Source organism: Streptomyces sp. CA-250714, assembly GCF_050936705.1.
Taxonomy (GTDB): Bacteria; Actinomycetota; Actinomycetes; order Streptomycetales; family Streptomycetaceae; genus Streptomyces.
On sequence record NZ_JBNJMI010000001.1, the window covers coordinates 2,315,189 to 2,339,948 of the forward strand.

Sequence of the window (24,760 nt, forward strand, 5' to 3'; positions counted from 1 at the left end):
TGCGCCTCCACGCCTGAAGCCCAGGCCAGCGCACCACACGGCCGCACGAGGGGCGGGGGCATCGGTTCAGTGACCGATGCCCCCGCCCCTCGTTTCACCCTCCGGAGGGAACGACGGCCCGCGATGTTGAGTGGAGGTGCCCCATGGCCGCCCCGCCGGACGACGTGCTCTGGGCGCGAGGACTGCACTACGCCTATGACGGCTCGCCCGCGCTACAGGGCGTCTCGATCGGTGTCCGGGAAGGCGAGATCCTCGCCGTCACAGGCCCCCGGGGCAGCGGAAAATCCACACTGCTGCGCTGTCTGTCCGGACAACTGTTGCCGGAAAAGGGCGAGGTGTGGTTCAACAGCTCCCCCGTGCACACCCTCGGCCGGGCAGCCCGCGAGCGGCTGCGGCTGCACCGCTTCGGCTGGATCGACAGCAGCCCCCGTCTCGTTCCCGAACTCACCGTCTGGGAGAACGCCGCGCTCCCCCTCCTGCTGCACGGCAGCGGCTACCGCGCCGCCCGCAGCACAGCAGGGGCCTGGCTGGAGCGGCTGGATGTCGGCGACTGCGCGGGCAAGCGGCCCGCAGTACTGCGCCAGGCACAGCGGCAGCGCGTCGCCGTCGCCCGCGCACTGGTCCACTCCCCCGACGTGGTCTTCGCCGACGAGCCGACAGCGCCGCTGCACCAGGGCGACCGCGCCCAGGTGCTGCGAGCGCTCACTGCGGCCGCCCGCTCGCACGGCATCACCGTCCTCCTCGCCAGCCACGACTTCACGCTCGACCAGGCAGCACGCACCGCGGACGCGACCGGCGCCGCGCTCGCCGACCGCATCGTCGCACTCACCGACGGGCGGCGAGCACGCACTCCCACCCCCGGCGGCCCGGCCGCACCGTCCGCAGGACCGGAAGGCGCGGCAGCGTGCTCACTCTCCGTCTGACCCTCGCGGCGCCGCCTCTGGCGCTGCTGCTCCGGCTGCTGCTCCTGTGCGCCTCCGCAGGCGTCGGCCTGCTGCTGCTCGCGACGCTCTCCTACGCCCTGGACCACCCCGACAACCGGGCGGCTGCCCTGGTACGGCTGCTGTGGTGCACGGTCCCGCTCGCCGTCACCGCGCAGCTGGCCGCTGCCCTCGGGCGTACCGAGCCCCGGGCCGCGGCCCGCTCCGGGCTGGACGCTGCCGGACTGGGTCCCGCCCGGCTGCCGCTGCTGGCCGCACGCACCACCGCGGCACCCAGCGTGACGGGCAGCGCGGTGGCACTGCTGGTGACCGTACGGGGCGTCGGCGGTATCGGCGGCGCCGACGACTCGGCGCACGGGCTGGCGCTGCCCGGCCCCTCCGCCGGGCTCCCGCTGCCGGGGCAGCCGCTGCCTGCGCCCGCCGTTGTGACCCTGCTGAGCGCCGTCCCGCTGCTGGCCGCCTTCGCGGCCGCCCGGGGAGCGAGGGCGGGCGCTCCGGGACCGGAGGACTCCTTGGCCCCGACTGCGGTCCCGGCTTCGACACGGGGCTCCAAGACACGGGCCGGGGTCGGCGAGGCGACCGCCACCGAGCGGCGGGACTGGACCGCCGCCTCCCGCTGGGCGGAGCTGCTGTGCGGCACCACACTGACGGCCGGGGGCCTGCTCCTGGCCGCCTACGCCGCGCGGGCCGGAGCGGCGGAGGGATGGGCGGTACGCGCCGAGGATCTGGCGGCCTCACCGCTTGCCGCCGGGTGGCTGCTCACCGCGTTCGGGCTGGTGCTGGCCGGTCCCGGCCTGACGACACTGAGCGGGCATCTGCTGGGCTCGGTTCGGCCGGGGCTGGTACGGCTGCTGGCGGGGCGCTCACTGATCCGCGAGGCGCCCCTGCTGGGACGGCCACTCGGCGCACTGAGCGCGGTGGCGGCGGCACTGGTGGCCCTCGCCCGTGCGCGGCTCGCCGACGACGGAACACCCGCTCCCGGCCCGCTGGTGGGGCTGGCGGCCGTGCTGACCGGGTGCTGTGTGGGCGGCGCCGTGCTGGCAGCCCTCGCCAGGACCCGGCGCGGCCGCGCCCCGCTGAGGGAGCTGCTGGACCGGATCGGGGCGCCCCGGCGGCTGGGGCGGGCGGTGACGCTGCTGCGGGGTGCTGTCGTCACGGTGCTGTTCGCGGCGCTCGCCGTGACCGCGGGGCTGCTCGCGGCGGTGCCGCCGCGGTGAGGCTCCGGGCGCTGCGCGCGCCCCGAAGGGGCGCGGGGAACTGCGCGACCAGCCACAACCCACCCGCAGCCCGCAAGCGTCGGACAGGGGCACCCCCTGCTGCGCTTGGGCAGTCTGCGCCCTGGGGCGGCCGGCCCCTCAGCCGGTCCCATGTGGCGGCCGGTATGCATGGCCGTGGAGGTCGTCAAGCCGCAGCGGCGCGGGAGGCTCCGGCAGCGCAGCTTCCTGGCCCCTCGCCCGGCAGGAGCGGAGAAAGTGGGCGAGCAGCCGGCGCGAGGCGGCCATGGCGACCTCAGGAGGCTGCCCCACGACTCCGTTGTTGGCCAGCAACAGCAGGGTGACGTCGCTCTGGTCGAAGTCCTCGCGCAGCTGCCCCGAATCCTTGGCGCGCCGCACGAGCCGGGCCAAACCCCTCTCGGCGCGGGCACGTTCACGGTGGAAGTCGGCCGTGTCGGGGAACTGCGAGAGGAACGCGGCGCTGAAACCGCGGTCCTGAGCCTGCATTCGGCACACCTTGGTGAGGACGGAACAGAAGCCGCGCCAGGGGTCGTCGTCCCGAAGGGCGTCGTCGAGTGCCGCGACGCACTGGGCGAGTTGCTCGGAGAACGCTTCCGCGATCAGTGAGTCGCGGGTCGGGAAGTGCCGGTAGAGAGTGGCAGCACCCACACCTGCCCTGCGGGCGATCGTGCTGGCGGGTACGTCGGTCCCCTCGCGGGTGTACGCCTCGCGGGCGGCCCTGAGGATGCGGGCCCGGTTGTGCCGCGCGTCCGCCCGCTGCTTCGGGACGCCGGTGCGGGACGAGGACGAGGCCGGTTTCCGAGACGACTGGGCTGGCATGTCTCTCACTTGACCACAAGTGGAAGGCACCGTCCATTTAGCGGGTTAGCGTCGGTCGTAGGTGCTGCTCCCGACTGAGGCGGCAGCCTTCCGCAGCGGTGACAGCTGCGAGCCCTTTCCGAACTCCCCCCGTACGGAGGCCAGTCCGATGTTCGCTGTGCAGTACCACCGCTACGGCGGCCCCGAGGTGCTCTCCCTGGAAGAGGCCGAAGAGCCGCACGCCGGCCCCGGCCGGATCCGGATCGCCGTGCGAGCCACCGGTGTCACCCCTGCCGACTGGTATCTGCGCTCGGGGATGCTGCGTGAACTCATCCCCCTGCGATTCCCGCACATCCCCGGAATGGATGCCGCCGGAATCGTCGACGAGGTGGGCGACGGGGTGACCGGCACGGCCATGGGGGACGCCGTTTTCGGCGTCGTCCCGTTCGCCGAACTGGGAGGTGCGGCGGCCCGGTACGCGGTTCTGGAGGCCTGGGCGCCGAAGCCTCTGTCGTGGAGCTTCGAGGAAGCCGGCGGCGCCGGGGCCAACATCGAGACGGCCACGCGAGTGCTGGACGCCCTGGGTGCCGCCGAGGGCATGACCCTGCTGATCGACGGTGCCGCCGGAGGCGTCGGTACCATCACCGCGCAGCTGGCCCAGGCGCGCGGCCTCACTGTCATCGGTACCGCGAGCGAACGCAATCACGCCTTCCTCGACGGACTCGGCGTCGTACCGGTCACCTACGGGCCAGGGCTGGCCGACCGGCTGGCCCCGCTGGCTCCGCGCGGTGTCGATGTGGTGCTGGACGCGGCGGGCAAAGGCTCCCTCCCCGAACTGGTGGCCCTCGCCGGTGATCCGCACCGCGTGGTGACCGTCGCCGATCTGGACGCTGCCCGGCACGGGGTGCGGCTCTCCCACTCGGGAGGCGAAGAGCCGCCCGGCTGGACAGGGTTGACGACGGCTGTTGCGCTTGCCGACCGCGGCCGCCTCACCGTGCCGCTGCACGCGGTGTTCCCGCTGAAGGAGATCGCCACGGCCCATGAGGTCAGCGCGGGCGGCCACGCACGCGGCAAGATCGTCCTCACTGTGCCGTGATATGTCCTGCGGCCGGGCTGAGGGTGCTCGGCTCGTCCTCGTCCGTGCCGCCCAGTGCGACCACTTCCCGCGCGTCGAAGATGGCCCCCACTTCGGCGCCCACTTCCGGAGCGTCCCGCAGTGTGCAGGCTGCTTCCAGGGGCGGGCCTTCATGGGGGCGCAGCAGCACGGTGACCGTGGAGGCGTCCCCGCCACGGAAGGTCCGGGTCTCCACCGTGCAGCGCAGCCCCTCGGCCGGCGAGCGCAGCAGCACCCCTCCTGGGCGTACGAGCAGCAGGGTGGTGCCCTGCGGGGTGCCTTGCGGGACGGTGAGCTTGCCCCAGGCCGTGACCGCGGTGTCGCCGTGGACGGTGGCCGCGGTGATGTTGTCGAAGCCCAGGAAACGGGCCACGAACGGCGAAGCAGGGCGCTGCCAGACCTCCAGCGGGGTGCCCGTCTGTGCGATGCGGCCGCCCTCCATGACCACGACCCGGTCGGCCAGTGCGAACGCCTCCCCGTGGTCGTGCGTGACGGCGAGCACTGTCGTGCCCAGTCGCTGGAAGAGATCGCGCAACTCCACGACGAGGCGTTCGCGCAGTCCGCGGTCCAGCTGCCCCAGTGGTTCGTCCAGCATCAGCAGCTTCGGCTCGGGCGCCAGTGCGCGGGCCAGGGCGACGCGCTGCTGCTCACCGCCGGACAGCGCGGTGACGGCACGCCGCCCGGCGCCTGGCAGCCCCACCAGCTCCAACAGTTCGGCGACCCGCCGCTCGGTCCCGGTGCGGCTCATCCCGTGCATGCGCGGGCCGAAGGCGACGTTCCCCGCGACGTCGCGCTGGGGGAAGAGCTGATGGTCCTGGAACATCAGGCCGACGCCCCGCCGGTGCGGCGGCACCCCGGTCTGGTCCCGTTCCGACAGCAGCACCCTGCCGGCGTCGGCCTGTTGCAGCCCGGCGACGACGCGCAGCAGGGTGGACTTCCCGCTGCCGCTGGGCCCCAGGACGCACACCGTCTCGTGCTCGGCGACCTCCAGGTCGACCGCCTCCAGCGCGGTCCGCTCGCCGAACCGTACGGTCACACCGTCCAGCCGCAGCATCTACAACTCCCCCTGGCGGTCGGTTCGGACACGCTCCAGCGCGAGCAGCACGCCCGCGCACACGAGCATCAGGATGGTGCTCAGAGCCATTGCCTGGCCGTAGTTGGACTCCCCCGCCCGGCCCAGCATCCGGGCCACCGCGACCGGCAGGGTCGGGGTGTCGGGGCGGGCGATGAACACGGTCGCGCCAAACTCCCCCAGCGAGACAGTGAAGGCGAACCCGGCGGCCACCAGCAGCGCCCGTCGCACCAGCGGAAAGTCCACCTCCCGCCAGGCGCGCAGTGGCGAGGCACCCAGCACAGCAGCGGCCTCGCGCAACCGTACGTCCACAGCGCGCAGTACGGGCAGCATGGTGCGGATGACAAAAGGCACGCCCACCAGTGCCTGCGCGAGCGGCACGAGGATCCAGCTGGACCGCAGATCGAGCGGCGGTTCGTCCAGCGCGACAAGGAAGCCGAAGCCGACGGTGACGGCAGAGGTGCCCAGCGGCAGCATCAGCAGTGCGTCGAAACCACGCACCAGCCGCCCCGCGCGCCTCGTCAGCGCAGCAGCAGCAAGCCCGCCCACCACCAGAGCGATGACGGTCGCAACTGCGGCGTACGTCAGTGAGTTGCCGATGGCCTCCACAGGCGCGACGACAAACGTGGCACTGTCCGGCTGTTGCGCCCCCAGTGCACGGAAATTGGTGAGCCCGTATCCGCCCGGCCCGTCGAAAGCCCGCTGGATCAGCACCAGTAGCGGCAGAACAGTCAGCAACGCCATCACGCCCAGCACCGAACACAGCACCGCCCACTGCCCGGCACCCGTCGGACGCCGCGCGGTGTGCTCCGCGGGGACGAGGCTGAGTGCCGTCTCCCGCTTGCGCAGCGACCAGGCGTGCACCGCCAACAGCGCGGCCACCGCGGCGAACTGGGTGAGCGTCAGCACCGCCGCTGTCGGCAGGTCCAGCAGGGTGGCCGTCTGCCGGTAGATCTCCACCTCCAGCGTGGCGTAGCGCGGGCCGCCCAGCACCTGGATGACGCCGAAGCTGGTGAAGGTGAACAGGAACACGATCAGCGCGGCTGCTGCCACGGACGGCGCGAGTGCGGGCAGGGTGACCCGCCGCCAGGCGGCGAACCGGCCCGCACCCAGTACCCGCGCGGCCTCCTCCTGACGCGGATCGAGCTGGGACCACAGGCCGCCGACAGTGCGCACGACGACCGCGTAGTTGAAGAAGACGTGCGCCAGCAGGATCGCCCACACGCTGGTGTCGAGCCGTACCCCGACCCACCCGTCCAGCACCCCGCCGCGCCCCGCCAGCGCGAGAAAGGCGGAGCCGACCACAACTGTCGGCAGCACGAACGGCACGGTCACCACCGCGCGCAGCAGTCGCTTGCCCGGAAAGTCGAGCCGTGCGAACACATAGGCGCCGGGCAGCGCCAGCGCGAGCGTCAGCGCGGTCGAGGCCGCGGCCTGCCAGAGGGTGAACCAGAGCACCTGCAGGATGTCGGGATCGGTGAGCACCTGCCCGATCCGGCCCAGCTGCCACTGTCCGCCCTCACGCAGTCCGCGGCCCACGATGGCGGCCACCGGGTAGCCGAAGAAGACCGCGAAGAAGGCCACCGGCCCGGCCATCAGGCCGAGCCGCACCCAGCTGCCGCCACCCCGGCGGGGCGCAGCGCTGCCGCGCCCCTGGGTGACGGCTATTTCACGGCGAGCGAGGTCCATGTCTTGATCCACTGCTCACGGTGTTCGGCGATCTTCTTCGGCGCGACGGTGGCGGGGTCGTCGACGGTCTCGCCGTACTTGGTGAACAGCTCCGGCAGCCGGGCGTCCTCGCGGGCCGGGCTGACGAACATCTTCAGCGGGAGGTCCTCCTGGAACCGCTTGCTGAGCAGGAAGTCCAGCAGCGCCTTGCCACCCTTGGTGTTCTTGGCGCCGCTGAGCAGCCCGGCGTACTCCGTCTGCTGGAAGCAGGTGCCCTTGGCGACACCGGTCGGCGCCTTCGCCGGCGGGTTCTTGACGCCCATGACCTCAGCAGGCGGGCTGGAGGCGTAGGAGACGACGAGCGGCTTGTCGCCGCCCTTGCCCTCGCGGGAGCCGGTGAAGCGGTCGTAGTACGCCTGCTCCCAGCTGTTGGCGACCTCCACCCCGTTGCCGCGCAGCTTCTTCCAGTAGCCCTGCCAGCCGTTCTCACCGGACTCCGCGACGCTGGCCAGCAGGAACGCAAGACCGGGCGAGGAGCTGGCGGCGTCCTCGGTCACCAGCAGGTTCTTGTAGCGCGGCTTTGTGAGGTCCTGCATGGTGCGCGGCGGGTCGAGCTTCTTGTCGGCGAACCACTTGCGGTCGTAGTTGACGCACACATTGCCGGTGTCGACGGGGGTGACCCGGTGCTTGTCCGGGTCGGCCTGGAGCCGAGCGGGCACCTTGTCGAGCCCCTTGGCCTTGTACGGGGCGAAGACGCCCTTGTCGAGGGGGCGCGAGAGGAGGGTGTTGTCGACTCCGAAGAAGACGTCGCCCTGGGGGTTGCCCTTGTTGAGCACGGCCTGGTTGACGGCGGCTCCCGCGTCACCGCCGCGCAGCACATGGACCTTGTAACCGCTCTGCTTCTCGAAGTCCTTGAGGACCGACTTCGAGACGGCGAACGAGTCGTGGGTGACGAGGGTGACGGACTTGGAGTCCTTGCTGCCGCCCGAGCCGCCACAGGCGGTGGCGAGAAGTGCGAGGGTGAGGACAGCGGTGGTTGCGGCGGCAGCGCGCCGCGCGTGCTTGTTCATCAGTGCATCGACTTCCTACCCGGCATGACCCGGGCGAGGTTCGAGGGTCTGCGGCGCGTACGGGACGCACGGCCGCACTCTCAGCGCTGTGAGCGCTCCCCTGTCGGCTGTTCGGTTGTCACGGGCCGCATGGGCGGCCCGTTCGAACACTACCAGTCAGGCACCTTCGGCCAGACGTCAGCGCTCGGTCGCCGCGAGCTGGCCGCACGCACCGTCGATCTCCTGACCCCGGGTGTCCCGTACGGTCACGGGTACACCGTGCATCTCCAGCGTCCGTACGAACTCGGCCTCGTCCTCCGGCCGGGAGGCGGTCCACTTGGAGCCGGGGGTCGGGTTGAGCGGGATGAGGTTGACGTGCACCCGCTTGCCCTTGAGCAGCCGCCCGAGCAGGTCGGCCCGCCATGCCTGGTCGTTGATGTCCCTGATCAGCGCGTACTCGATGGAGACCCGGCGCCCGGACTTGGCCGCGTACTCCCAGGCCGCGTCCAGCACCTCGCGCACCTTCCAGCGGGTGTTCACCGGTACGAGAGTGTCGCGCAGTTCGTCGTCGGGCGCGTGCAGGGAGAGCGCCAGCCGGCATTTGAAGCCCTCGTCGGCGAACCGCAGCATCGCGGGCACGAGGCCCACGGTGGAGACGGTGATGCCGCGCTGCGACAGCCCCAGGCCGTCCGGCTCGGGGTCGGTCAGCCGCCTGATGGCGCCCACCACCCGCTTGTAGTTGGCCAGCGGCTCGCCCATGCCCATGAAGACGATGTTGGACAGCCGCGCCGGCCCGCCGGGCACCTCGCCGTCGCGCAGGGCACGCATGCCGTCGACGATCTGGTGGACGATCTCAGCAGTGGACAGATTCCGGTCCAGCCCGGCCTGGCCTGTGGCGCAGAACGGACAGTTCATCCCGCAGCCCGCCTGCGAGCTGATGCACATGGTGACCCGGTCCGGATACCGCATCAGCACGGACTCCACCAGCGTCCCGTCGTGCAGCCGCCACAGCGTCTTGCGGGTGGTGTCGTCGTCACAGCTGATGTGCCGCACCACACTCATCAGCTCGGGCAGCAGTCCTGCCGCCAGCTTCTCCCGCGCAGCGGCCGGGATGTCGGTCCACTGCTGCGGGTCGTGCGCCAGCCGCGAGAAGTAGTGCTGCGAGAGCTGCTTGGCACGGAAGGGCTTCTCCCCGATCTCCGCGACCGCCTCCCGGCGCTCCTGAGGGCTGAGGTCGGCAAGGTGCCGGGGCGGCTTCTTCGCGCCGCGCGGGGCGACGAACGTCAATTCTCCGGGTGCAGGCATAGCCGTACCAGTGTCGCAGACGCGCGGACTCCCCCGGCCCTCGCCGGTGGGAGCCCTCCCGGGAGGGTTCAGCCCGCGCCGACGAAGATCACCAACAGCAGCCACACCACCGGTGCCGTCGGCAGCAGGGAGTCGAGGCGGTCCATGATGCCGCCGTGGCCGGGCAGCAGGGTGCCCATGTCCTTGATGCCCAGGTCCCGCTTCATCATCGACTCACCGAGATCGCCCAGGGTGGCGCTGGCCGCGACCGCCAGGCCCAGCAGCAGGCCCTGCCACCAGATCCCGTCCTCGATCAGGAACTGGGTGCACAGCGCCCCCGCCACCATGGCGAAGGACACCGCACCGATCAGACCCTCGCGGGTCTTGCCCGGACTGATCCGGGGAGCCAGCTTGTGCCGTCCGAAACGCCAGCCCACCGCGTAGGCGCCGGTGTCGCTGACCACGGTGAGGATCAGAAACGTCAGCACCCGCCGGGGCCCGTCGTCCGCGGCCAGCATGAGAGCCACGAAGGTGGCGAGGAAAGGCACGTAGAAGGCGGCGAAGAGCCCTGCTGTCACATCGCGCAGATAGTCGGCCGGCGGCTGGGTCATCCGCCACGCGAGGACGGCGAGGGCCGTGAGCGCCATGGCCACCCACGCGCCCTCCGCGCCGCGTACATATCCGGCGATGGTCATGGCCGCGCCGCCGAGGGCCAGCGGCACCAGCGGGACACGAATGCCCTTGCGCTCCCGCAGCCTGGAGGACAGCTCCCACAGCCCGACCACGACCGCCACCACGATGACGCCGAGGAAGGCCGGCTTGTAGAAGAAGAGCGCGGCCAGGATGACCGCGCCGAGTCCCAGCCCGACTCCTATCGCCGCGCGCAGATCCCGCCCCGCACGCTTCTTGCCCTCCCCCGACGGTGCGGGGGCGGGCGAAGGGGCGGCCGGCTGCCGGGGGGTGTGCTCCGGTCCCTGCCGGCCGTGCGACTGCGGATCACCGGGAGGACCGGCGGGATCTGTGAAACCGGGACCTTCGGGACGGCGCCGGCCGTCGCGGCCGTCTCCCGCACCGCCGGGGCCTCCGGGGTCGGACACAATGGGCATAGGCCGAGTCTGCGACGCGTCGCCGCCCACACCGTGCACGGGGACGCTCACGTCGTAAGCGGACATCTGACCATCGCCCGGGCGGGGCATCGCCGAAGGGGCGGAGCCCTGGTCGGGAGGACCCCAGTATCCCGCGTTCGGTTGCGGCACTCCCCAGGATGAGTCGTTCACAGATAGCAGCCTTCGACCTCGGACCTTGAGACGGTGAGCTCAGACCTCGAGCAGCTCGGACTCCTTGTGCTTGAGCAGCTCGTCCACCTGTGCCACGTACTTGGCGGTGGTGTCGTCGAGCTCCTTCTCGCCCCTGCGGCCCTCGTCCTCACCGACCTCGCCGTCCTTGATGGCCTTGTCGATGGTCTCCTTGGCCTTGCGCCGGATGCTGCGGATGGAGATCTTGGCGTCCTCGCCCTTGTTCTTGGCGACCTTGATGTACTCCCGGCGGCGCTCCTCGGTCAGCTCCGGGAACGTCACCCGGATGATATGGCCGTCGTTCGACGGGTTGACGCCCAGATCCGAGTCGCGGATGGCCTGTTCGATGTTGCGCAGCGAGCTCTTGTCGAACGGAGTCACCACGGCCATCCGGGGCTCCGGGACGGAGAACGACGCGAGCTGGTTGATCGGCGTCATCGTGCCGTAGTACTCCGCCACGATCTTGTTGAACATCGCCGGGTGCGCACGGCCGGTGCGGATAGCGGCGAAGTCCTCCTTGGCGACGACGACCGCCTTCTCCATCTTTTCCTCGGCTTCGAGGAGGGTCTCTTCGATCACCACGTGCTCCTGGTTCGATGAATGAGCCTGACTGCTTCATCCGGGGCTGTGAGCTGACGGCCGCCCCGCGGGCCGCCCCGGCCCCCGCGATGCCCTGATTCCTGCACGGTGTCCGACCGGCAGGCTGTTGTCCATCCCCGTACCGTGCCGTTCCTACGCCACGGTGTTGCCGACGGCACCGTACGAACACAGGCCTGCCGGGCCCACGAGGCCGTCGGCGAGCCGGTCAGACCCGGGTGCCCTGGTTGCTCACCAGAGTGCCGATCTTCTCACCCTTGACCGCACGGGCGATATTGCCTTCGGCGAGCAGCTCGAAAACGAGGATCGGCAGCTTGTTGTCGCGGCAGAGCGTGATCGCGGTCATGTCGGCGACCTTGAGGTCGCGGGTGATGACCTCGCCGTACTCGAGCGCGTCGAACTTCACCGCCGCCGGGTTGCGCGCCGGGTCGGAGTCGTAGACACCGTCCACGCCGTTCTTGCCCATCAGCATCACCTCGGCGTTGATCTCCAGGGCGCGCTGGGCCGCGGTGGTGTCGGTGGAGAAGTACGGCATGCCCATACCGGCGCCGAAGATGACGACGCGGCCCTTCTCCAGGTGCCGGATGGCCCGCAGCGGAATGTACGGCTCCGCGACCTGGCCCATGGTGATGGCGGTCTGGACGCGCGAGTCGATGCCCTCCTTCTCCAGGAAGTCCTGGAGCGCCAGGCAGTTCATCACGGTGCCGAGCATGCCCATGTAGTCGGAGCGCGCCCGGTCCATACCGCGCTGCTGGAGCTCGGCGCCGCGGAAGAAGTTGCCGCCCCCGATGACGACGGCCATCTCGGCACCGTCACGGACGACCGAGGCGATCTCCCGGGCCATCTTGTGCACGACGTCGGGGTCGACACCGAGTCCGCCGCCGCCGGCGAACGCCTCGCCGGAGAGCTTCAGCAGGAAGCGCCGGCGCCTGTCACTGTCTTTGCCGGTGTCATTGCAGGTCATGGAGATCTCCTCGTGCACATACGAAAGAGGCCATTGCCGTCGGATCCTCACGGTTCCCTCTGCGGCAATGGCCTCCTCGTCACAACTGCCCTGTGCCCGACCTTATCGGGCCCGCGCCGGTTCTGTGCGCGGTGCTCGGTGTACTCCACCTCTGAGCGAACAGAACCGGCCTGCGGGATGCGTCGGGAACGGGATCCTCAGGCGCCGACGCGGAAGCGGGCGAAGCGCTTCAGCGAGACACCGGCCTCCTCCAGGACCTTCTGCACGGACTTCTTGTTGTCCTTGGCGAAGGGCTGGTCGAGGAGGGTGTTCTCCTTGAAGAAGCCGTTGACCCGACCCTCGATGATCTTCGGCAGGGCCTGCTCCGGCTTGCCCTCCTCGCGGGCGGTCTCCTCGGCGATACGGCGCTCGTTGGCGACCGTCTCCTCCGGGATGTCCTCGCGGGTCAGGTACGCCGGCGCGAAGGCGGCGATGTGCTGCGCGACGTCCTTGGCGATCTCCTCGTTCGCCCCGTCCAGCTCGACCAGCACGCCGACCTGCGGAGGCAGGTCCGGGCTGGTGCGGTGCAGGTAGGAGCCGACGTAGGCGCCGGAGAACTGGGCGAAGCGGTCCAGCACGATCTTCTCGCCGAGGCTGGCGTTGGCCTCGTCGACGTACGCCTGGACGGTCTTGCCGGACTCGATCTCGGAGGCGAGCAGCGCGTCGATGTCGGCCGGGGAAGTGGCCTCGACGTGCGTGGCGATGGCCTCGGCGACGGCGAGGAACTTCTCGCCCTTGGCGACGAAGTCCGTCTCGCACTTGAGCTCGACCAGCACACCGGCGGTGCTGTCGTCGGCGATCCGGGCGATGACCGCGCCGTTCTCGGCCGTACGGCTCTCGCGCTTGGCGACGCCCTTCTGGCCCTTGACGCGCAGGATCTCCACGGCCTTGTCGACGTTGCCCTCGGCCTCGTCCAGCGCCTTCTTGCAGTCCATCATGCCGGCGCCGGTCAGCTCCCGGAGCTTCTTGACGTCGGCGGCGGTGTAGTTCGCCATGGTCTGTGAATCTCTTCTCGGAAAGTCGATGAGGTTGGATCGGAGTCACGCGGGGCCGGCTCAGCTCACGGCTGGACGGCGGGGGCACCCGGCCCCCGCCGTCTCACCGTGAACCAGTGGGGCCCGCGTGATCCACGTGGCCCGTGGGTCAGCCCTGCTCGGCGGGGGCCGCCGCCTGCTCGCCCTCGCCCGCCTGCGGCTCAGCGGCGGGCTGCTGCGCCTCAGCGGCGGGCTGGGCCTCGGCCTCGGCGGGCTTCTCGGCCTCGGCAGCCGGCTTCTCGGCGGCCTTCTCGCCCTCCAGGAGGTCGCGCTCCCACTCGGCCAGCGGCTCACCGGCGGCCTTCTCGCCCTTGCCCTCACCGGCGCCGCCCGACGAACGGGCGATGAGGCCCTCGGCCACGGCGTCGGCGATCACGCGGGTCAGCAGGGTGACGGAGCGGATCGCGTCGTCGTTGCCCGGGATCTTGTAGTCGACCTCGTCGGGGTCGCAGTTGGTGTCGAGGATCGCGACCACCGGGATGTTGAGCTTGCGCGCCTCGCCGACGGCGATGTGCTCCTTCTTGGTGTCCACGATCCAGACGGCGCTGGGCACCTTCTGCATCTCGCGGATACCGCCGAGGGTCTTCTCCAGCTTGGCCTTCTCGCGGGAGAGGACCAGCAGCTCCTTCTTGGTGAGGCCGGAGGCGGCCACATCCTCGAAGTCGATCTGCTCCAGCTCCTTGAGGCGCTGCAGCCGCTTGTAGACCGTCGAGAAGTTGGTCAGCATGCCGCCGAGCCAGCGCTGGTTCACGTAGGGCATGCCCACGCGGGTGGCCTGCTCGGCGATGGCCTCCTGGGCCTGCTTCTTGGTACCGACGAACATGATGGAGCCGCCGTGGGCGACGGTCTCCTTGACGAACTCGTAGGCGCGGTCGATGTACGACAGCGACTGGAGCAGGTCGATGATGTAAATGCCGTTGCGCTCGGTGAAGATGAAGCGCTTCATCTTCGGGTTCCAGCGGCGGGTCTGGTGCCCGAAGTGGACGCCGCTCTCCAGCAGCTCCCGCATCGTGACGACGGCCATGGCCGTTCTCCTTGAGTTACTCGGTTGTCGTCAGCGGAGGCCGGACGGCCCCCGCTTGCCTGACGCCCCTGGCGCGCCGCCCTGGAACTCCGGCTGGGGACCGGGACCGTTCCTGGGACCGAGATGCGCGGCCACCGGGTGAGGGTGGCGGAGCGTGCGAAGTCAGCCCGGTCACCCGGGCCGCACCAGCAGTGTACGGGACCGGGGAGGGGCACCGTGCCCTGCGGGGGCCCGGAGCCTGGCTGGCCTGCGGGGAGTCGGGGACGAGGTGCTGGGGCGGAGTCGGGGCCAGCCGGGGCCGAGGCGGCGGGGTCGGGTTCGGCGGGCGGCCAGCGAGCCCCTTATGTCCCCTCACGGGTGACGGCGTTGTCCACAACCGGGCAGTTATCCACGGATCCTGGCCAAGATCCCCGTGGGACGGCAAACCGCGCCACCGTTCTCCGCATGGAACTGCACAGGCTCCCGGACGACGGGGCGAGCTTCGGCCTCCGTTCTTCCTGGCGGCACGGCCCACCACGGCGCGGGGCACTCTGGCGCGGGGCACTGCGGGGCGGGGCGCTGCGGATCGCCGACAGCTGCGGGGTGGCGCCCGCCGTCGCCCGGTGCGGGGCGATGCTGGTCACCGTGCTGCTGGCGCTGCTGGGCGCCCTGTTGCCGACGGGAGCGGCTGCCCTGCCCGACAGGGCCTGGGCCATGGAACCTCCCGCACCCGATGATCTCCTCACGCCCGCGGGTGCGGGAGCTGACCACAACCGGGCGGCCAGCGGTCACGCCGAGGACCGCGCCGACAGGCGCCCCGTGGGCGGGCGGGCCTGGCCGGTCGAGGGGGCTCACGGGGCGCGGCGGCCGTGGGTGTCCCGCGGCTGGGATCCGCCGCCCGAGCCGTGGGGGGCGGGTCACCGCGGGGTCGACCTCGCGGCCGTCCCGGGTCGGCCGGTGCGTGCGGTGGCGGACGGCCGGGTGTCCTTCGCGGGCCGGGTCGCGGGGCGCGGGGTGGTGTCCATCGAGATCGCGGGGACGGGGCGACCGCCCTTGCGGACGACGTATCAACCGGTACGGCCCTCTGTGCGCAAGGGCGACCGGGTGCGGGCCGGCGAGCGGGTGGGCACCGTCCTGAGCGGCGGGCACTGTCCGCACACCTGCCTGCACTGGGGGCTGCTGCGCGGAGAGCGCTATCTCGACCCGCTCTCCCTCCTGCCCGCCGCCCTCCTCGGCGGCCCCTCCCGGCTGCTGCCGGTCCGCGGAGTGCCGATCCCGGGATCCGACACCGGCCGGTCCGACACCGGTAGGGGAGAGCGGACGGAGAGAGAAGAGCTCACCGCGGAGTCGTGGGCTGCGGCCGGGGGCGGTCCCCGGTCCGGAGGCGGACCGAGCGGATGGCTGGCGGCGTCCGCGCTCGCGCTGGGCGCTGTCTGGGCGCACCGGCGGCTGCGCGGCCCGGCGCGGGTGGCCGGAGCCGTCGGCGACCCCGAGACGGCCGGTGTCCGCGAAGTGGGAGGTCAGCCTTCGGCCGTCAGCCCCGGACGCCGTTCAGCGCCATGGAGACAGCGGCTTCGGCAATCTGCTCAGGATCCTCGGCGGCTCCGAGCTCGATACGGCGCACGCCCGCGTCCACGACGCCCTGGAGCAGCATCGCGGCGAGCCGGGGCTGGTCGTGGCCGAGCTCGCCGAGTGCCTCGACGACCATGGAGATCAGCCCGCCGTGTGCGGCGCGGATCCGCTCGCGGGCCCCCGCGTCCAGCTCCCCGGCGGAGATCGCGACGACGGCGCGGTGGCGGCGGTCCCCCACCAGGGCGAGCTGCCTGCGCACGTACGCCTCGACCTTGCCGTCCGGCGTCGCAGCCGCCCGCATGGCGGACTCGACCTCGGCGGCCCACACCGGGAAGTCGACGGCGCACAGCTCTTCGACGACCGCGGCGCGGGAGCGGAAGTACTCGTAGACGGAAGAGCGCGCGAGGCCGGTGCGCTGGGCGAGGGCGGGGAAGGTCAGGGCTTCCGTACCACCCTCGGACAGCAGCGACCTGGCGGCGTCCAGCAGGGCCGCGCGCTGCATGTTCCGGTGCTCGGCCACAGAGGCCGCTCGAATCCTGGGCACGTCACTAGCTTACGGAGAGGAGGTCGAGAGTTGCACGGCTCCGGGGCGACCGGCTAGGTCAGCGGCCCGCGTCGGCGAGCTTCGCGCGGAGTTGCAGAACCGATTTGGTGTGAATCTGGCTGACCCTGCTCTCGGTGACGCCGAGCACCTGGCCGATCTCGGCGAGGGTGAGACCTTCGTAGTAGTAGAGCGTCACGACGGTCTTCTCGCGCTCGGGCAGGGTGTTGATGGCGCGCGCGAGCAGTCGGCGAAGTTCGCGGTCCTCGGCGACCTCGACGGGGTTGTCGGCGGCGGTGTCCTCCAGGGTGTCCACCAGGCTGAGCCGGTCACCGCCGTCGCCGCCGACGTGCAGCAGCTCTTCCAGCGCTACGACGTTGGCCAGCGACAACTGGCTGAAGACGCCGTGCAGTTCCTCCGTCTCGATGCCCATCTCCTCGGCGACCTCCGCCTCGGAGGGGCTGCGGCGGAGGCGGGCCTCGAGAGTGGCGTAGGCGCGCTCCACCGCGCGGGCCTTCTGCCGTACCGAGCGGGGGATCCAGTCCAGCGCCCGCAGTTCGTCGATCATCGCGCCCCGGATGCGGGTGATGGCGTATGTCTCGAACTTGATGGAGCGGGAGGGGTCGAACTTCTCGATGGCGTCGATGAGTCCGAAGACCCCGGAGGAGACGAAGTCGGCCTGCTCCACGTTGGGCGGCAGCCCGACACTCACCCTGCCCGCGACGTACTTGACCAGCGGCGAGTAGTGCAGGATCAGCTGTTCGCGCAGCCTGCTGTCCGCCGTCGCCTTGTAGGACCGCCAGAGTTCATCCAGCGAGCTGGGCGCAGTCCTGGGCGTGTCGTCGTCGACCACGGTGCGCGCGGCTGCGGCGGCCGCTGCGGCGGTGCGGTCGGGCCCGGAGATGTGCTGAGGCATACGTCGCCTTGAGCCGTTCTGCTGGGTAGTGGTGGTCTGTCGGTGTGCGGAATCGTGCGTCTCGTTGCTAGATGATGTGAGCGTAGCGTGACCGCAACGTCGCAGTGTGCGACGTATTGTTCATTCTCCTCTGCGCTGGCGTGCTTCTTTCCGCGGTGGCTCGCCAGGGCCGGAAGCAGACGCGGTGCGGATGACCGGGCACGGGGCCGGGGCGCGGTGCCCTGCCGGGCCTGTGCCGCCCCGGTGCCGCCCCGGCGAGCGCGCACAGCTCAGCCTTTCACCCGATAGCCCCAGGTCAAGCACCGCCTCATCACCCGATGGAGTGCCCCTTGCGGCGCGGGGTCAACTGCCAGCGGTCGCCCTCGCGTTCGACGAAGCCGAGCGCCCGCAGCTCGTGAAGGCGGGCGAGGGCCTCGCCCGGTGGGACGCCCGCGGAGCATGCGATGCGCGCTGGATCGCTCGCCCCGCGGCCCGGCAGCGCTTCCAGTACTCGCGCCGCTATCGGGCTCAACGCGTCGCGCGGCACGGCGGGTCCGCGCCGTTCAGGGGCCAGTTCGCCCATCATGCCCACCTGCTCGATCACTTCGGCGGCGTCGGTGACCACTGTGGCCTCGCCGCGCAGTAGTTGGTGCACGCCCTGGGAGAGCCCGGAGGTGACCGGGCCCGGCATCCCCATCAGATGCCGGCCAAGCCCGAGGGCACGGCGGGCTGTGACCAGCGCCCCGCTGCGCAGGGCCGCCTCTACCACAACCGTTCCCCGGGTGAGGGCGGCGATCACCCGGTTCCGCAGCACGAACCTGCTGCGGGTCGGATGGTCCCCCGGCGGCAGCTCGGCGACCAGCAACCCCCGCTCGCCCAGCGCGCGGATCAGCTCCTGGTTGCCCGGCGGGTAGCCGACATCGACTCCGCACGCCAGCACACCGACCGTGGGTCCCCGGGCGGCCAGGGCTCCCCTGTGGGCGGCGGCGTCGACGCCGTAGGCGGCGCCGGACACGACCGTCCAGCCCTGTTCGGCGAGCCCCGCGCCCAGCACGGTCGCGCAGTGTGCGCCGTATTCGGTGCAGGCCCGGGCACCGACAACGGCGACCGAACGCAGTGCCCACACCCGCAGCGACGGCGCGCCCCGCACCCACAGCCCGAACGGTCTGGCATGCCCCAAGTCATCGAGCTGGCGCGGCCATTCGGCATCACCCGGACAGACGAAGCGGCCTCCGATCCCGGCAATAGCGGTCAGGTCCCCGTGCGGCCGGGCGCGAGTGGCCCGTAGCCGCAGACCCGCCCACCGTCGCTCCCCGGCGCCGGTGAGCGACGGCCCATTCCCACTCAACGCCTCCACCACCTCGCACGCCCCGTATATGGCGACCCACCGCCCGACGAGTTCATCGCCCGGCTCGGCGATCCGGGTAAGAGCCGCTCGCGCGAGACGCTCGGGCTCGAACTGCCCCGGCTCCGCGGGGGTCGGCCCCAGCTCCGGCGCCGGAGCCTGAGCCGGTACATGTGCCGATGCTGGTGCCCGTGCCGGTTGCGAGGGTCCCGGCGCCTCGGCGGGCTCCCGGTGAACCGGAGCAGCCGTCCGCGTACCTCCGGCCCGAGACTTCCCCTTGCGCTGCGCGGCCGGCGCGGGGCGTCCGGCAGCGCGCCCCCGGGGTTCCGCCACAACGCGTCGGCGCCCGGGAACGCTCCCTTTCTCCGACCCCGCGAGCGGGGCAGCGGGTCGCCCGTGCTCGGCCGTCATGCCGGGATCTCCGGTACCAGGACGCCCCGGCGGATGCCGGTCCTCAGTTCCAGGGCGAAGTTGACGTCATCCCGAGTGGGCCTGGCGTGACCGGCGAGGTCGGCGACCGTCCAGGCAACCCGCAGCACCCGGTCGAGGCCCCGTGCGGTCAGCAGACCGCGTTCCAAATCGTCCTCGGCGTCGGAGAGCGCTCCGGGTAGAGCCGGGTGACGGGTGCGCAAAACGTGGCCCGGGACCTCGCTGTTGGTCTTCCACGGTGTGTCCGCGTAGCGCGCCGCGGCGCGCTCCCTGGCCTCCAGCACCCGGCCGGCCACCACCGCGGTGGACTCCGCCCGGCCGTCCAACGCCGCCAGTTCGGAGCGGGCAAGCGGCTCCACGTTGACGCGGAGGTCCACGCGGTCCAGCAGAGGGCCCGACAACCGCGCCCGATAACGGCGTACCGAGGCGGGCCGACACTCGCACCCACCACCGTCGCTGCCGTGCCGCCCGCACGGACACGGGTTCGCGGCCAGCACGAGCAGAAACCGGGCCGGCATGCGCATCATCCCCGCGGCCCGCGCCACGACGACGTACCCCGACTCCAGCGGTTGCCGCATGGCGTCCAGGACCTGGGCCCCGCACTCCGCGGCTTCGTCCAGAAAAAGCACGCCGTTATGAGCGAGAGAGACGGCACCTGGACGAGGCAGGCCGGAGCCGCCACCGACGAGCGCCGCCATGGTGGCCGAGTGGTGGGGCGCGCAGTACGGCGGCCGGTCGACGAGCGGCTGCCCCGGAGGCAGCGCGCCCGCGACCGAGTGCACAGCCGTCACCTCCAGCGACTCCTTCCGGCTCAGCGGCGGCAAGAGCCCAGGCAGCCGCTCGGCGAGCATTGTCTTCCCCGCGCCGGGTGGCCCCTTGAAATAGATGTGGTGCCGTCCGGCCGCGGCGATCTCCAGGGCACGGCGCGCATGGTGCTGTCCTGCGACATCGGCGAGGTCGACCGGGCGCTCCTCACCCAGCAGTCCGGTCAGACCGGGTGCCGCAGCGGGCAGTCCGGCGAGCCCTGCGTGGACGGTGCCCAGCCGGCCCTCGTCGCCACGGTCGGGCTCCTCGGGCACCGGCCCGTCGGTCAGCACCGCGATGAGCTGGCGCAAGCTGCGTACTCCGAGCACGGAGACATCCGGGACCAGCGCCGCCTCCGCCGCCGTCTGCTCGGGGACGACCACCTGCCGGTACCCCGCGTCGGCGGCTGCCAGGACGGCGGGGAGGACGCCGCGCACCGGCAGCACCCGGCCGTCCAGCCCCAGTTCGCCGATCATCATCACCCCGGCGATCTCCCGCGGGTCGATACGTTCGGCCGCCGCGAGCACCGCGCAGGCGACCGCGATGTCGAAGCCGCTGCCGCCCTTGGGCACCGAGGCCGGGCTGAGACCGACGGTGAGCTTCTTCTGCGGCCAGGGCACCCCCGAGTTCACCACCGCCGCCCGCACCCGGTCCCGGCTCTCCGTCAGGCTCTTGTCGGGCAGTCCGACGAGGGTGAAGGCAGCGACACCCGGCTCCAGATCGGCCTGGACCTCGACCGGGACACCCTCGACCCCGACGAGTGCGACCGCGCACGTGCGGGCGAATCCCATCAGCCGACCCCCCGTACGTGCTGCACCACGGGCGCACCGCGGTCCGGAAGCACGATGCCGACGAGGTCGATCCGCACTCCGCCGGTCGGCGGGCGTCCGTAGCGGGCGAGCCAGCACTCGCTGAGCCAGCGCGCCGCCAGCCGCCGCAGCCGGGCCGTCTTCGCGGGCGGCAGGCTCTCCATGGGGTGCTGGAAGGGGGTGGCCCTGCGTGATTTGACCTCGCAGATCACGACGGCGTCCGCGTCCCGCGCGATGATGTCGATCTCGCCCTCGGCGCAGCGCCAATTCCGTTCGAGGATCGCCATGCCCGCTTCGCGCAGCCGCCGCGCCGCCAGGTCCTCTCCGTACCGCCCGAGCCCGCCCTTCGCGCAGCCCGGGGCCGGCGGCCTTCGCCCTTCCGTATTCCTCGGCCGGGCGCTCCGTCGGCCCGTGCCCCGGTGTCCAGTGCCCCGCGGCTCCGTGCCGGGACGTGTGCTGCTCCGCACTTCGCTGGTACTCATACGGCACCACCTCCGACACCGACTGTGGCGGCACCGGAGGCGGCTCAGGGATCTTGCTCTTTTTCTGTGGAGAACCCGGCGGTTGTGGACAACTCCGCCACCCGACCGGGTGACGGCCCCGGAGAGGGCCCGGGTAAGGCCCACCGATACGGAACCCAGCAGCCGACCCCCGCAAGGAGGGCAGCGGAACGGTTCAGCTCAGCCTTTGAAGCCTTCGGCTCCGCCTTGGCGCCTTCGCTCAGCCCTTGAAGCCCGAGTCCTCCGGGAGATCCAACTCGCTCTTGTTGAGCTCCTCGATATTCACGTCCTTGAACGTGAGCACCCGTACCTGCTTGACGAACCGGGCCGGCCTGTACATGTCCCAGACCCAGGCGTCCGCCATCGACACCTCGAAGAAAACCTCGCCCTGAACCGAGTGGACCTGCATCTCGTAGTCATTGGTGAGATAGAAACGCCGATCGGTCTCGATCACATATTTGAACAGCCCGACGACATCTCTGTACTCCCTGTAGAGCTTGAGCTCCATCTCGGTCTCGTACTTTTCGAGGTCCTCGGCGCTCATGGCATGTTCCCCTTCAGCCGTGCGTCCCCCCATTGTGCGTCACCCCGGGCGGCGTCGGGCCGAAGTTGCGCGGCGCCGCGCGAGCGGCCCGTACGCGGCACCGCCCAGCACCAGAACGGCGCCCACGATCACGGCGGTCAGCGCCAGCGGGAGCGGTCCGTGCTCGGAGGTGCCGCCGGGCATGTCGGCGAACCCGCTCGCCTCAGGCAGCATGCCGAAAGCGCTGGTGGGCCAGGCTATGGCGTCGACGCGGCCGTGGACAGCGGAGCGCGGAACAGCACCGTGGTCCGCGTCCTTCAGGTGCACCCGGGAGTCGAGGGACGCCTGCCTGTTGTCCCCCAGCAGGAAGAGCTTGCCCTCGGGGACATGGGTGGACTCGAAGGGCTCCTGCGCGTCGCGGCCGTGACCGCGCAGATAGGGCTCGTCGACGGGCTTCCCGTTGACGGTGAGCCGTCCGTCCCGGTCGCAGCAGGCCACCTTGTCGCCGCCGACCCCCACGACCCGCTTGACCATGGGCACCGCGCCCCACACCGAGTCCTGGAAGACGACGACGTCGCCGCGCCGCACCTCGTTGCCGTCCACGCGCTCGGCCAGTACCCGGGCGCCGGACTTGACGGTGGGGTCCATGGAGTCGGTGGGCACCGTGTACGGCTGGTAGAGCACGGCGCCCCAGACGAAGCCGCCGAGGAAGAGCACACAGCCGAGGGCCACGGCCACCGAGGACAGCCGGTTGCCCAGCCGGCTGCGGCCCTCGTCGGTACGTTCTGCCATGCTCACTTCCGCACTCCCGGATCTTCGCAGCGGCCTCGCCGGTCCGTACCGGCACAGAGCGCTGACCCTACCGGGCGGTATAGGAAGCCGTCAGCCCTCGGAAGACGCCGAGCTCCGGGACGCCGAACCCGCGCGGGACGCCGACTGCGCAGCGTGAGCGGGGTGCGCCGTGAGGTGCAGCCGCCTGCGCCGCCACAGCACCAGCGGGACGGCGCCCGCGAGCCCGAGCACGCCGGGTGCGGCACTCAGCGCACGCGACTGCACGCCCTGCTGCTCGAAGGACTCCGGCACCGGCAGCGAGCCCCAGCGGTTGATCGGCCAGGCCTTGACGATGGCCCGTCCGACGACCTTGTTCTCCGGGACGAAGCCGTTACCGGGCTGGTTCTGGTGGTAGCGGGAGTCCAGGGAGTCCTGGCGGTGGTCGCCCATCACCCACAGCTTGCCCTTGGGGACCTTCACCGGGCCGAACGGCTTGTCGTCGCAGGGGGTGTTGCCGGGGAAGAGGTACGAGGACTCGTCCAGCCCCGTGCCGTTGACCCGGACCTGGCCGCCCTTCTTGCACTCGACGGTGTCCCCGCCGACCGCGATGACCCGCTTGATCAGGTCCTTCTCGTTGGCGGACGGCATCAGACCGATGAAGCTCAGCGCCGTCTGGATGAAGTTCTCCTCCACGTGCGCCTCGGGGAGCCAGCCGCCCGGATCGTGGAAGACGACGACCTCGCCGCGCTCCGGGGTGGACCCGAACCACGGCGTCAGCTTGTCGACGAGCACCCGGTCGCCGCGCTGGAGCGTGTTCTGCATCGAGTCGGAGGGGATGGAGAACGCCTGTACCAGGAAGGTCTTGATGATCAGGGCGAGGATCAGCGCGATGCCGATGAGCATCGGCAGTTCCTTCCAGAACCCGCGCTGCTTCTTCACCGGCTTCTTCTCACCAGGGTCCTCGGCTCCTCCGTCCGAGTCCGGTACCTCGTGGCCGGGGTTCGGCCCCGAACCCCACGGGCCGTCACCGCCCGCCCCGGAGCTCGCTGCCGTGCCGTCAGTTTCGGCGGTCACCCTGTCACTCTCTCTTTCCACGGCCGGTGGTCCTCCGTCGCCCGTCCTGCCGTCCGTACCAGGACGTTCGTCCTCCGGGTACCCGGAACCGGACCGTGTGCCGACCGCCAAGTCCCCCACATCCACTCCTCACGCTGCGCATTCGCCTGTGCCGCAGTCGGTACAGGCCCACCACTCCCATAACGAGCGGAAGTTCCGCGAAGAACGGGAGTTGCGCCACTCGATTGTCCCGGTCCACGGACGTGGGGGCGGCCACGCCTGCGGGATCGGGCACCGAGCCAAAGGTCTTCGGCTCCTCCAGCCGCCTCCAATGGTCGAACGGCCAGGCGATGACGATCGCTCTGCCAACGATCCGGTCCTCCCCGATCGTTCCCCGGTCCGGTTCCTTCAGGTGGTAGCGGGAGTCGGCGGAGTCGGCCCGGTGATCACCCATCACGAACACGCGTCCCACGGGAACGGTCACCTTGAACGTGATCCGCGAGGGTTTGTTGCCCGGATGGAGATACGGCTCGTTCAGCGGCGTGCCGTTGACCGTGACGCGACCTTGTTTGTCGCAGCAGCGCACGGTGTCACCGCCGACCGCGACGACCCGCTTGATCAGGTCCTGCTCGTCGTCCGAGGGCAGCAGTCCGATGAACGTCAGGAACTCTTTGCCCTGCTTGATCCCGGCCGGCTCGTCTTTTGTGTCCTTCTTCTCGTTCTCCAGCCAGCCGCCCGGGTCCTCGAATACGACCACGTCCCCACGCTGCGGCTTGGAGCCGAACCAGGGGGTGAGCTTGTCCACCAGCACCCGGTCGCCGATCCGGATGGTCTGCTCCATCGAACCTGACGGGATCACGAACGCCTGCACGAGAAAGGTCTTCAGCACCCACGCGATCAGCAGGGCGACGCCGATGAGTATCGGGATCTCCTTGGTCGCGGAGAGCCTGCGGCGACGCTTGATCCGCTTGGCTGCACGCCTGCGGTCCGCCCGCCCCTGTCCAGGGCGGCGCAGCGGCGCCTCCTCCGCCGCGGCGTCAGCGGCCTCGGCCGCCGCAGCTTCCGCAGCTCCCGCAGCCGGAGGGCCCGGCACATCCGGACCGCCAGGAGGCGCGGAGGGCACACCGGTCCCGGGAGGCACATCGTGGTGCGGGTAAGCGGACGGCTGCTGAGGTGCGGGAGGCTGCGGATACGCGGAGGGTTGCGGCTGCGCGGGGGGTTGCGGATACGCGGAAGGTTGCGCGTGTGCAAGGGGCTGCTGGGGTGCCGGAGGCTGCGGGTAGTTGTGCCAGTGCGGCTCCGAATAGTCGTACGGCTCCGCATACGGGTACGACGCCCCGTAGGAACCCGCCTCGGCGCCGGGGTCGTGGCTGTACGCGCCCTCGCCGGGAGCCCCATACCCGGGGTCGCCCGGAGCTCCGTATC

General features: G+C 71.2%; 22 protein-coding genes and 1 pseudogene. 4 read left to right on the plus strand and 19 right to left on the minus strand.

All coding sequences use genetic code 11. The features are described 5' to 3' along the window. Positions 1-143 precede the first annotated feature (143 nt). Positions 144-923 (plus strand): ABC transporter ATP-binding protein, encoded by a 780-nt coding sequence (locus ACQEU8_RS10025; protein WP_433099019.1) that lies wholly within the window; start codon positions 144-146, stop codon positions 921-923. Next, complete coding sequence (locus ACQEU8_RS10030) at positions 905-2,158, plus strand: hypothetical protein (protein WP_433099021.1); 1,254 nt, start codon at positions 905-907, stop codon at positions 2,156-2,158. The genes ACQEU8_RS10025 and ACQEU8_RS10030 overlap by 19 nt, the downstream gene beginning before the upstream one ends. Before the next feature lie 138 nt (positions 2,159-2,296). Here the strand turns inward: ACQEU8_RS10030 and ACQEU8_RS10035 are convergent, their stop codons facing one another. Next, positions 2,297-2,995, minus strand: a complete 699-nt coding sequence (locus ACQEU8_RS10035) for a TetR/AcrR family transcriptional regulator (RefSeq protein ID WP_433099023.1) — start codon at positions 2,993-2,995, stop codon at positions 2,297-2,299. 148 nt (positions 2,996-3,143) lie between these two features. Between ACQEU8_RS10035 and ACQEU8_RS10040 the strand changes: the two genes are divergently transcribed. Then, positions 3,144-4,070: an NADP-dependent oxidoreductase gene (locus ACQEU8_RS10040; protein WP_433099025.1), complete on the plus strand. Its 927-nt coding sequence runs from the start codon at positions 3,144-3,146 to the stop codon at positions 4,068-4,070. Here the strand turns inward: ACQEU8_RS10040 and ACQEU8_RS10045 are convergent. The 9 genes from ACQEU8_RS10045 to rpsB form a co-directional block, all read right to left on the minus strand. After that, positions 4,057-5,142: an ABC transporter ATP-binding protein gene (locus ACQEU8_RS10045; RefSeq protein ID WP_433099027.1), complete on the minus strand. Its 1,086-nt coding sequence runs from the start codon at positions 5,140-5,142 to the stop codon at positions 4,057-4,059. The genes ACQEU8_RS10040 and ACQEU8_RS10045 overlap by 14 nt on opposite strands. Next, the gene (locus ACQEU8_RS10050) at positions 5,143-6,849 is read right to left on the minus strand and encodes an ABC transporter permease (RefSeq protein ID WP_433099029.1); all 1,707 of its coding nucleotides are present in this window, start codon (positions 6,847-6,849) and stop codon (positions 5,143-5,145) included. Then, complete coding sequence (locus ACQEU8_RS10055) at positions 6,825-7,898, minus strand: thiamine ABC transporter substrate-binding protein (RefSeq protein ID WP_433099031.1); 1,074 nt, start codon at positions 7,896-7,898, stop codon at positions 6,825-6,827. The genes ACQEU8_RS10050 and ACQEU8_RS10055 overlap by 25 nt, the downstream gene beginning before the upstream one ends. A gap of 177 nt (positions 7,899-8,075) precedes the next feature. Next, the gene (gene rlmN / locus ACQEU8_RS10060; protein WP_433099033.1) at positions 8,076-9,182 is read right to left on the minus strand and encodes a 23S rRNA (adenine(2503)-C(2))-methyltransferase RlmN; all 1,107 of its coding nucleotides are present in this window, start codon (positions 9,180-9,182) and stop codon (positions 8,076-8,078) included. Between the two features lie 68 nt (positions 9,183-9,250). Further along, positions 9,251-10,438 carry a phosphatidate cytidylyltransferase gene (locus ACQEU8_RS10065; protein ID WP_433099035.1) on the minus strand — a complete coding sequence of 396 codons (1,188 nt, stop codon included), beginning with the start codon at positions 10,436-10,438 and terminating at the stop codon, positions 9,251-9,253. Positions 10,439-10,477: 39 nt separating this feature from the next. Next, positions 10,478-11,035, minus strand: a complete 558-nt coding sequence (gene frr / locus ACQEU8_RS10070) for a ribosome recycling factor (RefSeq protein WP_433099037.1) — start codon at positions 11,033-11,035, stop codon at positions 10,478-10,480. 226 nt (positions 11,036-11,261) lie between these two features. Then, positions 11,262-12,017 (minus strand): UMP kinase, encoded by a 756-nt coding sequence (gene pyrH, locus ACQEU8_RS10075; RefSeq protein WP_433099039.1) that lies wholly within the window; start codon positions 12,015-12,017, stop codon positions 11,262-11,264. A gap of 197 nt (positions 12,018-12,214) precedes the next feature. Next, a complete protein-coding gene (gene tsf / locus ACQEU8_RS10080) occupies positions 12,215-13,051 on the minus strand; it encodes a translation elongation factor Ts (protein ID WP_433099041.1) in 837 nt (278 codons plus the stop codon). Between the two features lie 148 nt (positions 13,052-13,199). Then, entirely contained in the window at positions 13,200-14,114 is a 915-nt protein-coding gene (gene rpsB / locus ACQEU8_RS10085; RefSeq protein WP_433099043.1) for a 30S ribosomal protein S2, read from the minus strand. 612 nt (positions 14,115-14,726) lie between these two features. Between rpsB and ACQEU8_RS10090 the strand changes: the two are divergent. Further along, positions 14,727-15,371: pseudogene (locus tag ACQEU8_RS10090) on the plus strand (murein hydrolase activator EnvC family protein); the annotation flags it as partial. Between the two features lie 256 nt (positions 15,372-15,627). Here the strand turns inward: ACQEU8_RS10090 and ACQEU8_RS10095 are convergent. The 9 genes from ACQEU8_RS10095 to lepB (ACQEU8_RS10135) all read right to left on the minus strand — a co-directional run bounded on the left by ACQEU8_RS10095 (position 15,628) and on the right by lepB (ACQEU8_RS10135) (position 24,350). Beyond that, positions 15,628-16,167, minus strand: a complete 540-nt coding sequence (locus ACQEU8_RS10095; protein WP_433102283.1) for a TetR/AcrR family transcriptional regulator — start codon at positions 16,165-16,167, stop codon at positions 15,628-15,630. A gap of 100 nt (positions 16,168-16,267) precedes the next feature. Next, positions 16,268-17,122, minus strand: coding sequence for an RNA polymerase sigma factor WhiG (gene whiG, locus ACQEU8_RS10100; RefSeq protein ID WP_099884626.1), 855 nt, complete (start codon positions 17,120-17,122; stop codon positions 16,268-16,270). A gap of 310 nt (positions 17,123-17,432) precedes the next feature. Further along, complete coding sequence (gene dprA, locus ACQEU8_RS10105; RefSeq protein WP_433102285.1) at positions 17,433-18,590, minus strand: DNA-processing protein DprA; 1,158 nt, start codon at positions 18,588-18,590, stop codon at positions 17,433-17,435. 263 nt (positions 18,591-18,853) lie between these two features. Next, a complete protein-coding gene (locus tag ACQEU8_RS10110; protein WP_433099046.1) occupies positions 18,854-20,470 on the minus strand; it encodes a YifB family Mg chelatase-like AAA ATPase in 1,617 nt (538 codons plus the stop codon). Beyond that, positions 20,470-20,805 (minus strand): YraN family protein, encoded by a 336-nt coding sequence (locus ACQEU8_RS10115; RefSeq protein WP_433102287.1) that lies wholly within the window; start codon positions 20,803-20,805, stop codon positions 20,470-20,472. The genes ACQEU8_RS10110 and ACQEU8_RS10115 overlap by 1 nt, the downstream gene beginning before the upstream one ends. Before the next feature lie 403 nt (positions 20,806-21,208). Continuing rightward, positions 21,209-21,532 (minus strand): DUF2469 domain-containing protein, encoded by a 324-nt coding sequence (locus tag ACQEU8_RS10120; RefSeq protein WP_027735391.1) that lies wholly within the window; start codon positions 21,530-21,532, stop codon positions 21,209-21,211. Positions 21,533-21,571: 39 nt separating this feature from the next. Then, on the minus strand, positions 21,572-22,303 hold the full coding sequence (gene lepB, locus ACQEU8_RS10125; protein WP_433099048.1) for a signal peptidase I: 732 nt from the start codon (positions 22,301-22,303) through the stop codon (positions 21,572-21,574). A 90-nt stretch (positions 22,304-22,393) separates the two neighbouring features. After that, positions 22,394-23,467 carry a signal peptidase I gene (gene lepB / locus ACQEU8_RS10130; RefSeq protein WP_433099050.1) on the minus strand — a complete coding sequence of 358 codons (1,074 nt, stop codon included), beginning with the start codon at positions 23,465-23,467 and terminating at the stop codon, positions 22,394-22,396. Next, positions 23,361-24,350, minus strand: a complete 990-nt coding sequence (lepB, locus tag ACQEU8_RS10135; RefSeq protein ID WP_433102289.1) for a signal peptidase I — start codon at positions 24,348-24,350, stop codon at positions 23,361-23,363. Before lepB (ACQEU8_RS10135) ends, lepB (ACQEU8_RS10130) begins: the two co-directional genes overlap by 107 nt. Positions 24,351-24,760 lie beyond the last annotated feature (410 nt).